12 protein-coding genes are annotated in these 11,670 nt (G+C 54.0%); 11 read left to right on the top strand and 1 reads right to left on the bottom strand.

What is annotated here, in order from left to right; all coding sequences use genetic code 11:
* The first annotated feature begins 2 nt into the window (after window positions 1–2).
* The 5 genes from rimO to ybaK all read left to right on the top strand — a co-directional run bounded on the left by rimO (window position 3) and on the right by ybaK (window position 5,043).
* Window positions 3–1,367 carry a 30S ribosomal protein S12 methylthiotransferase RimO gene (gene rimO, locus BN2106_RS03495; protein ID WP_242846240.1) on the top strand — a complete coding sequence of 455 codons (1,365 nt, stop codon included), beginning with the start codon at window positions 3–5 and terminating at the stop codon, window positions 1,365–1,367.
* A complete protein-coding gene (pgsA, locus tag BN2106_RS03500; protein WP_050697189.1) occupies window positions 1,351–1,950 on the top strand; it encodes a CDP-diacylglycerol--glycerol-3-phosphate 3-phosphatidyltransferase in 600 nt (199 codons plus the stop codon). Before rimO ends, pgsA begins: the two co-directional genes overlap by 17 nt.
* A 411-nt stretch (window positions 1,951–2,361) precedes the next feature.
* Window positions 2,362–3,009 carry a serine O-acetyltransferase EpsC gene (gene epsC, locus BN2106_RS03505; RefSeq protein ID WP_050697571.1) on the top strand — a complete coding sequence of 216 codons (648 nt, stop codon included), beginning with the start codon at window positions 2,362–2,364 and terminating at the stop codon, window positions 3,007–3,009.
* 82 nt (window positions 3,010–3,091) lie between these two features.
* Entirely contained in the window at window positions 3,092–4,498 is a 1,407-nt protein-coding gene (gene cysS / locus BN2106_RS03510) for a cysteine--tRNA ligase (protein WP_050697190.1), read from the top strand.
* Between the two features lie 53 nt (window positions 4,499–4,551).
* Window positions 4,552–5,043, top strand: coding sequence for a Cys-tRNA(Pro) deacylase (gene ybaK / locus BN2106_RS03515; protein WP_050697572.1), 492 nt, complete (start codon window positions 4,552–4,554; stop codon window positions 5,041–5,043).
* 371 nt (window positions 5,044–5,414) lie between these two features.
* On the opposite strand, the gene BN2106_RS03520 is transcribed toward ybaK, so the two are convergent.
* Entirely contained in the window at window positions 5,415–6,887 is a 1,473-nt protein-coding gene (locus tag BN2106_RS03520) for a helix-turn-helix domain-containing protein (protein WP_050697191.1), read from the bottom strand.
* A 155-nt stretch (window positions 6,888–7,042) separates the two neighbouring features.
* On the opposite strand from BN2106_RS03520, the gene BN2106_RS03525 reads away from it, so the two are divergent.
* The 6 genes from BN2106_RS03525 to BN2106_RS03550 all read left to right on the top strand — a co-directional run bounded on the left by BN2106_RS03525 (window position 7,043) and on the right by BN2106_RS03550 (window position 11,428).
* On the top strand, window positions 7,043–7,783 hold the full coding sequence (locus BN2106_RS03525; RefSeq protein WP_050697192.1) for a coiled-coil domain-containing protein: 741 nt from the start codon (window positions 7,043–7,045) through the stop codon (window positions 7,781–7,783).
* An 88-nt stretch (window positions 7,784–7,871) separates the two neighbouring features.
* Entirely contained in the window at window positions 7,872–8,075 is a 204-nt protein-coding gene (locus BN2106_RS03530) for a DUF6514 family protein (protein ID WP_050697193.1), read from the top strand.
* A gap of 441 nt (window positions 8,076–8,516) precedes the next feature.
* The gene (locus BN2106_RS03535; protein WP_050697194.1) at window positions 8,517–10,049 is read left to right on the top strand and encodes a cytochrome c biogenesis CcdA family protein; all 1,533 of its coding nucleotides are present in this window, start codon (window positions 8,517–8,519) and stop codon (window positions 10,047–10,049) included.
* Between the two features lie 6 nt (window positions 10,050–10,055).
* Complete coding sequence (locus tag BN2106_RS03540) at window positions 10,056–10,385, top strand: hypothetical protein (RefSeq protein ID WP_154666415.1); 330 nt, start codon at window positions 10,056–10,058, stop codon at window positions 10,383–10,385.
* 173 nt (window positions 10,386–10,558) lie between these two features.
* Complete coding sequence (locus BN2106_RS03545) at window positions 10,559–10,924, top strand: hypothetical protein (RefSeq protein WP_050697196.1); 366 nt, start codon at window positions 10,559–10,561, stop codon at window positions 10,922–10,924.
* Between the two features lie 300 nt (window positions 10,925–11,224).
* Entirely contained in the window at window positions 11,225–11,428 is a 204-nt protein-coding gene (locus BN2106_RS03550) for a DUF6514 family protein (protein WP_050697197.1), read from the top strand.
* Window positions 11,429–11,670 lie beyond the last annotated feature (242 nt).

The raw sequence follows: 11,670 nt of genomic DNA on the forward strand, positions 1-11,670 counted from the left end.
CCATGGTATCTGTAGGAATGATCAGCCTCGGCTGTGAGAAAAACCGGGTGGACGCGGAGATGATGATGGCCAGCCTGCAAAAGGCGGGCTTTGCGCTGGCAGATGACGCCGCGCGGGCCGACGTTGCCATCGTGAACACCTGCGGCTTTATTGAGGCGGCAAAAAAAGAATCCATCGGGGAGATTCTGGAGCTGGGCCGGATGAAAAAAGAAGGACGGATCAAAGCGATCATCGTCACAGGCTGTCTGGCGGAGCGCTACCAGGAGGAAATCCGCAAGGAGCTGCCGGAGGCAGACGCGGTCTGCGGCATCGGCGCGGACGCGGATATCGTTTCTGTGGTGGAGCGTACGCTCAAGGGTGAGCATCCGGAGCTGTTTCCGGAAAAGACGCTGCTGCCGTTGTGCGGCGAGCGGGTGCGGTCCACACCGCGCTATTTCTCGTACCTCAAAATCGCGGAGGGCTGCGACAACCGCTGTTCCTATTGCGCGATTCCCATGATCCGCGGCCCGTACCGTTCCCGTCCGATGGAGAGCATCGTGGAAGAGGCAAAGCACCTCGCGCAGGGCGGCACAAAAGAATTGATCATCATTGCGCAGGACACCACGCGCTATGGGCTGGATCTCTACCAGAAGTTTATGCTGCCGGAGCTGCTGCACAGATTGTGCGGAGTGGACGGTATTGAATGGATCCGCGTGCTCTACTGTTACCCGGACTTTATGACGGAAGAGCTGATGGATACCATCGCGCAGGAACCTAAAATTGTCAAGTATATGGATATTCCGTTACAGCACTGCAGCGGGCCGGTGCTCAAACGCATGCGCCGCTTCGGCGACCGTGAGAAGCTGACGGCGCTGGTGAAAAAACTGCGGGAGCGCATCCCGGGCCTGATCCTGCGCACCACCATGATCACGGGATTTCCCGGCGAGACAGAGGCCGATTTTACGGAGCTCTGTGAGTTTGCCAAGGAACTCCGGTTTGAGCGGCTGGGCTGTTTTGCCTATTCACAGGAGGAAGGCACGCCCGCGGCGGACATGGAAGACCAGCTCGACGAGGACGAGAAACAGCGCCGCATGAACATCGTAATGGAACAGCAGATGGCCATTATGCAGGAATGGGGAGAGAGCCGGGTCGGCCGGGCGGAAACGGTTCTGGTGGAAGGCTACGACCGCGGCGTTGGGATGTGGTATGGCCGGACGTATGCCGATGCGCCGGAAATTGACGGCAGTCTCTTTTTTACGACGGACGGGGAAGAACCGCGGCCCGGGCAGTTTGTCCGCGTGCGTGTGACGGAATGCGCCGACTGTGACCTGGTGGGCAAGGCGGAATCCATCCCGGCCGAAGGAGGCATCGATGAATCTACCAAATAAGCTGACGGTACTGCGCATGGCGCTGGTGCCGTTCTTTGTGGCGGCGGTGCTCTGGCAGGGGCTGCCGCACCACTACCTGGTTGCGCTTTTGCTGTTTATTGTGGCGTCCTATACGGACCATCTGGACGGCAAAATCGCCCGTGAGCGAAATTTGATCACGAATTTTGGAAAATTTATGGACCCGTTGGCGGACAAAATCCTGGTGCTCTCCGCACTGGTGTGCTTTGTCAGCCTGCAGCTGATCAATCCCTGGTGGGTGGTCATCATCCTGGCGCGTGAGTTCCTGGTCACTTCCCTGCGGCTGGTTGCCGCGGACGAAGGGATCGTCATTGCGGCGAACATTTGGGGCAAGGTCAAAACGGTGAGCCAGATCGTTGCGATTGTCGCCATTCTTGCGATGCAGTACGCACAGGAGCTGATCGGTATGCATCTGCTGCCTGCGTTTGCGGTTGGGACGCTGGACAGCGGTGCGCTTTTCTACTGGGTGGGGGAACTGCTGGTCTTCATCACGGTCCTGTTTACGGCGCTTTCCGGCGTGATCTATGTGAAGCAGAACTGGAAAGTGGTCAGCAGCTCCAAATAAAAAGCAGATTGTTTGCGCCTCTGCTTGCTTGCAAAGGGATTCGTTTGTTTTCCCGTCCTGCTTCTCTTTACATTTTCCGCCGATCGGCATATAATAGGATGTACTGAAAACGGTATATTTTTGAAATGCAGGGAGCGGAAAAAGTACCTGCGGGATTTCCTACAGCAGAGAGAAGGCGCCGATGGCTGAAAGCGTCTTTTGCAGGCCCCGCTGGAAAATGCGTCCGCGACGCTTGGCCATCCGGCCCAGCGGTGCAGGCGGGGGGAAAGGAAGTATCCCCGCACGGTTGCCTCCGTTAAAAGGCAGCAGTGAGCAACAAAACGGAGTGGAACCGCGGTGCGCCGCCTCCGTCCTCTTACAGGGGGACGAAGGCGGCTTTTTATTTTGGGAAAGCAGGTGAAATGGGGAGATATGTTCCATCAATTGAAAGCAGAGTTGGACTCCATTATCGAGCGAGACCCGGCGGCCCGCAGCCGCCTGGAGGTGTACTTTCTCTATTCAGGCTTCAAAGCGGTGCGGTCGTACCGCAAGGCGCACTGGTTTTATCAGCGCGGCCATAAATTCATTGCGCGGTGGATCAGCCAGAGGGCGCGCCATAAGACGGGCATCGAGATTCACCCGGGCGCGACCATCGGCAAGGGACTTTTCATCGACCACGGCATGGGGGTCGTCATCGGCGAAACGACGGAGATCGGCGACAACTGCACCCTGTATCAGAACGTCACGCTGGGCGGTACGGGCAAGGAGCAGGGCAAACGCCACCCCACATTGGGCGACAACGTAATGGTCGGTTCCGGCGCAAAGGTGCTGGGGCCGTTCAAAGTGGGAGACAATGCCCGCGTGGCCGCCGGCGCAGTGGTTCTGGACGAAGTGCCGGCGAACGCGACAGCGGTGGGCGTGCCCGCCAGGGTGGTGCGCATCGACGGTGTGCGTCCCTGCAACCTGGACCAGGTGCATGTGGCGGATCCGGTCGCGCAGGAGCTGTGCCGGATGCAGGTGGAGTTCCTCAAACTCCAAAATCGGGTCGAGGAACTGGAAAAAGGAACGGACGACGCATAAAATCCCGTATTGCGGTTGTATTTTTGCCCATAATCCAATATAATAACGGGTACTGAGACGAAAAAGCTGGGAGGAAAGAGTCATGAAAATCTATAATACGCTGACGCGCCAGAAAGAAGAGTTTGTGCCCATTACCGCGGGCGAGGCCAAAATTTACGCCTGCGGCCCAACGGTATACAATTATATCCACATTGGCAACGCGCGTCCCATCTGTGTGTTTGATGTGCTGCGCCGCTACATGGAATACCGCGGCATGAAGGTCACGTTTGTGCAGAACTTTACGGATGTGGACGACAAAATCATCCGGAAGGCCAATGAGGAAAACAGCGATTATCTCACGGTCTCCCAGCGTTATATTGAAGAGTATAAAACGGACGCGGAGGGCCTGAACGTGCGTCCCGCTACGATCCATCCGCTGGCGACGGAGAGCATGGACGAGATCATCCAGATGGTTTCCGCGCTGATCGAGAAGGGCTACGCCTATCCCACGGACAACGGCGACGTGTATTTCCGCACCAAAAAGGACGACCACTACGGCAAACTGTCCCACCAGCCGCTGGAGGATCTGGAGGCCGGCGCGCGCATCGCGGTAGGTGAGGTCAAGGAAGATGCGATGGACTTTGCCCTTTGGAAGGCTGCCAAGGAAGGGGAGCCGAGCTGGGTTTCCCCGTGGGGAAATGGGCGTCCCGGCTGGCATATTGAGTGCTCCGCCATGGCGAAGCGCTATTTGGGCGAGACCATCGATATCCATTGCGGCGGGCAGGATCTGATCTTCCCGCACCACGAGAACGAGGTGGCGCAGAGCGAGTGCTGCAACGGCGCGCCGTTTGCCCATTACTGGATGCATAACGGCTATATCAACGTGGACAATCGCAAGATGAGCAAGTCGTTGGGGAATTTCTTTACAGTGCGCGATGTGGCAGCGCAGTTCGGCTATGAGCCGGTCCGTTATCTGATGGTAGCTTCCCATTACCGCAGCCCGATCAACTACGGTGTGGAGGTCATTGAACAGTGCAAGGCAGGGCTGGAACGATTGTACAACTGCCGTGACAACCTGGAATTCCTGCTGAAAAATGCCCCCGAAGGCGAAAAAGAAGGGGAAAAGGAAATCCGCCGCCGGTTCAGCGGCCATCAGGACCATTTCATCGAGGCGATGGAGGACGACCTGAATACCGCCGACGCGCTGTCCGCGCTGTTCGATCTGGCGAGGGATATCAATTCCAGTCTGAATGCCCAAACTGCGCCCAGCAGGGAGCTGTGCGCCTATGCGCTGGATTTGTTTAATGAACTGGCGGGCGTGTTGGGCCTGCTCTACAATAAAAAGGAAGAGCTGGTCGACGAGGAGATTGAGGCGTTGATTGCCAGGCGCAACGAAGCCCGCAAGAACAAGGACTGGGCGACGGCCGATCAGATCCGCGACGAGCTGAAAGCACGTCACATTGTGCTGGAAGATACGCCGCAGGGCGTCAAATGGAAGATCGAGGAATAAAAAATCCGCCCCTGCCGGCAGGCGGGGGCGTTTTCTTTGAAAGGGTGGGAACGATGGCGAAAGAAAAAGAGATCAAAACGAATGTGATGCGCATTCTGGACAAGGAGAACGTGCCGTACCGAGCGTATTTTTACGAACATGAAGACGGTGCGATCGACGGTGTTTCTGTGGCGCACAAGCTGGGGCAGAACGTGGAGCAGGTGTTTAAGACGCTGGTCACGCGCGGTTCCAGCAATGATTTCTTTGTGTTCGTCGTGCCGGTCGCAAAGGAGCTGCAGCTCAAAGCGGCGGCGAAAAGTGTGGGAGAAAAGTCAGTGGAAATGATCCATGTGAGCGAGATCAACAAGGTGACGGGCTATATCCGCGGCGGCTGTTCACCGGTCGGCATGAAGAAGCAGTATCGGACGGTGATCGACAGCAGCTGCGAGACGCTTTCCACCATGATCGTCAGCGGCGGAAAAATTGGCACGCAGGTGGAGCTTGCGCCGCAGGACCTGCTGCGGTTGGTGCGGGGCAGGACGGCGGAGATCACCACGGAGGGATAAAGCGGGACCTGCGGTCGGCATGGCCCACCCTTTTCTTTTTGCGGGGTCGGCTCCGCGCAGTGGTGGGACGGACGAGACAAGCTCCCGGGGCTTATTTTACCTTGCAGGTCATGATCTCCGATGTGTTTTTCCGCTTTTCAGAAAAGCGGCGGGATGAAAGGGCAGCGGACTTGCAGTCGGCATGCGCCTCCGGCGATAGTCGTTTAGAACTTCGAGCGAGGCTTTCGCCTCAAGCGAGCGTCACGACCGGAGGTCAAGAGCGAGTGAGAACGAGTGAGATTGTTCTTTACAGACCTTTTGTGCTGCCAAGCAAATTTCCAAGGCCGTTGCAGAAAAAACTGCAACGGCCTTGGTTTTATATTGATACTGTTTTATGGATTCACGTCAAACTGCTTCAGCTTTTCCCGGATGCGCTCGATGCTCCAGTCGACGGGATGGACCATGTCGGTGGATTCGATGGATTCGAGAAAGTCCCAGATAGCATAGGAAACGCTTTGTTCGTTCAGCAGGAACAGCATGGCGCCATGTTTCGTATGGTTGTATGTAAAAATCAAATTGGATTCATCAAACGCCGTAATTTCCAGATCAGTGGAAAAGCGGAATTTGGATGGATTGACGATGTGTGGGATATACTTGCCGCTTTCCGCCATTTGTAAGATATTTTCCAGCATTTCACGCCGGATCCTGGGCGGGAAAGCAAAAGAAAACTGTGCGGGTACCTCATGCAGGCTTCCGGTGGAGAGAAAGTCGTCTAACCCCTGTTCTGTGAAGTAGCAGATAACCTTGGCGTTGTTGGCGAGGCAGGCCTCCGCCTGTTTGGCGCGTGCGGCAAAATATTGGCGGATTTCTTCAAAGCCGGGGGCCTCCGGCTTTATGATGCGAAGCAGCAGCTGTTCATTGTAAAACATTGCCATGCACGGCTGATTTTGCAGGGTGTAATGGGCTGGACACGGCGCATTCTGGCTTTTTTCGCTGCACATAAATGCGGACAGAAATTCCAAAGGGGAATTGGAACGCGCCACGGCGCTGTGGCAATTTTGCAGCAACCGGTCAAACGTAAGGTTATAAAACGTGATCGCATCCGGGTCGAACAGGATCAGCGCCGATTCATCGTCATAGGAAGTGAGCATAACGGCGTCGCGCGTCAATAAAAGGTTGGGCGAAATCGTCGTGCTGTTGATATGTGAGGAAATTGTATCGTAGTAAAAATAAGGCTGATAACAGCAGCCGCAAAAAATTAACGGAATAATTGCGTTGATGTAGTCCACGTTGAAGGTGTCGTCCTCCCGGTGCCGGGGTGTGCTGTTCAGGCAAAAAATATGCTCGATCTGCAATTCGGGGTGGCATCGGCCGGTAAGCAGCAGGTTTTCCATGGGAACGTTGCAATCCGGCTGGACGATGATGCGGATGCGTGGCGTTTCCCGTGCCAGCTCCGCGTCCAAAAGAGCCTTTCCGGCGGTGGTGATGTCGTTTTTGCCGTAGACTGCACAGACCGGTTTGTTCTTGTCCAGCTTGCTGCAGGGAATTTTAATCGCGGTTGTCTGCGGGGTGGTGCAGAGCGCCGCAACGTCCTCCAGCATTTCTTTGATGTGCCGCCGGCGATAGTAGACGGCTTCCCCAATTTTAACGATGTCATACTTGGTCAGCAGATCCCGCCCCTGCTCCACCGTCAGCATCAGCGCTTTGGAAAGCTGCTGCACGGTTTCCCGCTCCGCCGGAAAGCGGTTGCCCGCCAGAATTTTTTGCAGATAGCTGCGCTCAATGCCCGATGCTTTGGAGAGCACGGTGATTTTGATCCCCGATTCAGCTACATATTCTTGCAATTTTTCTGAAAAAATGGACATATCCACTCACACCTTTGTTGATTTATACTTTATTATAGCATAATAATTACCAATTTGGAATATCGTTGCAGTAAAAATATAATTGGGGAAGAAAAATTTGCAAAGCGGCGGACAAGCCAGTATAATAAAAAAGATAATAACAAGGAGGGAACGGTATGACGGAAACTTCGCTGTTACAGGCGATTGAATCGATGATAGACCGGAAGCTGGAGCCGATCCGGGAGGATTTGTCCCGCGTCAAACAGGACCTTTCCGGAACGCGGCAGGACATGCTGGTGATCCGGCGGGATATTTCTGCAAACGCGCAGGGCCTGACGGGAATGAAACAGGACCTGGCGGAGGTCAAACAGGGACTTGCCGCAGCCAAACAGGAAATGAACGGCTTAAAGCAGGGAATTGCGGAACATAAGCAGAAGCTGACAGGGCTGGAGCAGGATTTCTCCGGCGTCAAGCAGGCGCTGGCAGCACTGCGCCAGGCGGCGATCGATCAAAAGCAGGAAATCGGCGGCATCGGGCAGGATACGACGGGTATTAAGCAGGGTGTTGCCGGGGTTAAGCAGGAGATCGCGGGCATCCGGCAGGAGCAGGTTACAGCAAAGCAGGCCCTGGCAAACCTCGACCAGAATCTGGCGGCGGTGGTGCAGGAAATCACTGTGGTACGGCAGGATATGGCGAAGGAACGCAAGGCGATCGAGCTGTTGGCGCAAAAGGCTGTGCAGGCGGAAGTTACGCTGGAGAACCTTACCAATCCGAGGCTGCAAGACGTTTTGGAGGGGCAGAAGGCGATGCGTGACCGCATGGAAGCCCTGAGCGTGCTGGACGACAAATTGGAAAAAATACAGGTTACGGTAAACGTGCTCAAGGCGATCAAAATCAACCCGCAGTATATGGGATAGAAGCAAAAAACTTTTTTACGGTCGACAGCGTTCGGACCCTTTCTTTCTTTCCGTATGGTAAAATAGCGGAGCAAAGAAGGGGAGAGCCATGCACTATGAAATCTGCTCTGCGTACTGTTCCAACGCGGAGCAAAAGCAGTATCTTACATACGGGATCCAGGCGGACGGCTGCCGCATCGACGATATCTCCACCTGCCGGCAAACGGTTCAGCGGCTGGAAAGCCTTTTGAACCGGAACCAGGTCCTGCCGGAGCACCTGTGGGATATCGTGGATGACTTTTTAGCAGAATAAGCACGGAACGGCGGGGGCGCGTTGTGTCCACTTCCTGGGGGCGGTGGGAGCCCCTCGCTTCGCCACGGCGGCTTGGTGGCAGGCGTGGGGGGGGGGTGGGTGGGGGGCGGGAGGTGGGTGGGGGGTGGGGGTTAGGTTCTTTTGTAATGAAAAGAGGGAGATAAAAAAAAGATACAGAAAGGGGGGGGGGGGGGGGGCCCCTTTTATCAGAAGTGGGGGGGGACGGGCGCCCCCGCCTCTTTGCGGCAGTACGGGCAGAAGAAACGTTTATGGGAGAAAAATATTGGGCATGTTGTGCGCATAAGTTCTAGATTGGATTAAAATGTAAGGCAATCTTGTTTATAATGTGAATAGTTTTTGCCGGTGAAGGTGCAGCCTTGCCGGTTCAGGAGACGGCGCCGATTCAGAGGACGCCGGGAGGGAATTTGAAGGAGGAAACGAATGATGTCCCAAAAAAATGCGCGGGCGGGAACCGCTCTGATTCTTTTGCTTTTTTTATGCAGCTTGTTTGGCGTGCCAGCTGCCGCAGAGCAGCAGCTGGCACAGCGGCAGCCGATCCAGATTACATATTACTATGTTTCATCCTGTGAAAGCTGCGAAGACGACGAAATCTATATGGCCTCTATGGAGCAGCAATGGGAAGATGTCATTGACAAGGACGAATACGAAATCCATATGAAGGACATCTACGACGACGGGGTGTTGGAAGAATTTACAGAACGAACCAAGGATATGGCGACGGATGATTTTACGCCTGCGCCACCGCTGATGGTCATCAATGACCACTATCTATTTGGGATCGACGATATTACGGAAAAGGCGCGCGCTGTCCTGGTGGAAGAAAAGGATAAATGGATTGACAGCGCGGAAAAACGGGTGGAGACCTTCCAGAACATCCCGCCGGATCAGTCATATTTCGTCTATTTTTATATGCCTTCCTGTGACAGCTGCGAAAAGGTGCAATCCTATTTGACCCACATGGACAAGTCCTTTGTCGTTGAGCAGGGACAGACGTCCAAGCTGCAGATCAATTATATGAATATGGGGGACTTGGACAATGTGCCGCTGGCGCAGTGGTTCTTTGAAAAATACGAGGTGCCGGAGGGCCGCCGGAAGGCTCCGATTGTATTTTATCAAAACGGCTATTTTCAGGGATACGAGGAGATTGTCTCCGGCATGCCGAACGCCATTATAAATGGAGACGCCATGCATTGGGAGAACATTGACTATCGACCGGCGTCCTCCGGAAGCTTTGATTGGAAAGACTGGCTCTTCCTGATTTTTACCGGTTTTGTCAGCGGATTCAGCCCCTGTGGGATATCGATCCTGCTGCTGCTGTTCTCCCTGCTGTTGACCAAGCAGGCGGACGTGTTAAAACTGGGCGTTACGTTCATTCTAGCGAAGACGCTGACCTTTTTCCTGTTGGGGACCGTGTTGTACTCCGTCTTTGAGCAGATCGGCGCGATACTGGCTCCGGTGGGGAAAGCGTTGCAGCTCCTCATTGCCGTGCTGGCGCTGGTGTTTGCCGCGCTGAATTTTTTCGATTACTTTATGGCAAAGCGGAGCGAATACGGCAAAATCCGTTTCCAGCTGCCCAAACGGCTTCGCTCGTTCCAGCAGAACTATATGCAAAAGGCGATGAACAGCGGCGGCAAATACCTGGTGGGAACGGTATTTATAACAGGGATCGTCGTTTCCGTAGGCGAGTTTCTCTGTACCGGTCAGCTGTATCTGGCATCCATCCTGTACATGATGCAGCGCCAGACGGCGTGGGATTTGCAGGTGGTGCTTCTGTTCCTGCTGTACCTGCTGGCGATGGACCTGCCCTTGCTTTTGCTGACGATTCTGGCAAAGAGGGGATCCCAGGTGCTCAAACTTTCGGAATTGACGCGCGGGAAGCTCCCGTGGATCAAGCTGCTGTACGGATTGCTGTTCCTGGTGTTCGCCGTGCTGCTGTTCCTGTTCCTCTTGTGATTCGATATGTTTAAAAGAAGACAAAAACCAGCGAAGCCTGTGGACTCCTTTGGCTTTGCCTTATATGACGAACAAAAAAATCTGCTGGGCCGGTACGAGGCGGCGTCCCTGCCATTGCGCCGGGAAGCGGTGATTGCAAAAAGCATCGAGTTCTTTCAGGACCCCAACCCGTGCCTGATCCACGAAGGTGCGGTCAAGGTCAGAATGCTGAGCGAGCTGGAAGCGTTTTTAAAGGGGCGGGAAGAGCCGGTTCCTCTGGAACAGCTGCCGGATGCTTTGCGCGCTTATTTGGAGACGGACTGTGCTTCCATACAATATGTATCTCAATGCCGTTGATCCAGCATGTCGTTACCCGTATGGTGGTCCTTTTAAAGGACGCCATACGGGCCTTTTGTTTCCTTATGTACTGTTTGTGCGAAAAAACCTTTTAAAACTTTCCTCCTGGTGGCAAAAAAAGGTGCGATCTTCCCGGTAGGTTGAGGCAAAACCTTTTGAATGGAGGGAATCATATGATTTTCGTTAAAAGCTGGACGGTCGACGTTCCGGAAGAGGAAACGCTGCTCGGCTATGTGGGGGAGAACAGTGTGCGCACCGTCGTCTTTCAGATGGATTCCGCAGCTTACAGCGAGTGGGAATTCTACCTGGATATGGAACTGGAGGAACAAAAGAACACCGTCCTTCTGGACAAAGAGATAGAAGGGGACGCGCTGTTGCTGCGTTTTGCCGTGTGCGGGGAGCTTCTGCACACAGCAGGGCATATGAACGCCCAACTTCGCGCTTTGGCACAGGATGGGCGCATCAAGCTCAGCAGTTTGTTTGGCTTTGAGGTGGGAAAGTCCATCCATCCTGTGGCGGCGGTTCCCGCCGCTTTGTAAACAACCGCCTGTTCGGCTGAATTGGAATGAAGCGTGTATCCTGCGATGAAAGCGCGCTGTGTGTTGAACGGTGCATATCTGACGGAGCAGCGGAATGGCTGGATCAAGCTGTGAGGAAAAGTTTCAATGAAAACAAGGAAGAAATCATCACCGATCTTTCCTTGTTTTGGCTGCAAGTGACAAACATTTGGTTATGCATCCAAATACAGCCACACCAGCTTGGTAATTTTTCACAAAGCGCATTATGTGCTTTTCATTTCCCCGTACCTGTCTTATAATAGAAGCAAGGAGGGGAGAAAAATGCATTACGAACTCATTGAGGAAACAATCATCGATCCGGAGCTAGGGAATCGCCGTACATATGGTATTGCAGTTGTCCCCGGAAAGATCAGCGATATATCCAGTGATCGGGAGGCCATTGAACAACTAGTGGAATTGCTGAACGTGAGGCACATTCCTCTTGTGCACTTTAAGGAACTGGTTGAAGATTTCCTGGCAAGATGAAAGAACCCCAAAATTGTGGGTAGTACTCTGAAAAACGGACGGTGAAAAAGGACCTCCTGTTGTAGTTTTTATACTGCAACAGGAGGTCCTTTTTTGATTATCTGTTTTGTTGTGTTTCGATTGTGCGGACTTGCAGCACACACGCGGACACAAAGTATTGAACACATCCATGACGTTTTTCAGTGGCAGCCATCAGCCGATGGTTACGGTATAGTGCTGTTGTGAACGTTCAGCGTCGTCCG

Origin of the sequence: Anaeromassilibacillus senegalensis, from assembly GCF_001261775.1 — a bacterium.
Classification (GTDB): domain Bacteria; phylum Bacillota; class Clostridia; order Oscillospirales; family Acutalibacteraceae; genus Anaeromassilibacillus; species Anaeromassilibacillus senegalensis.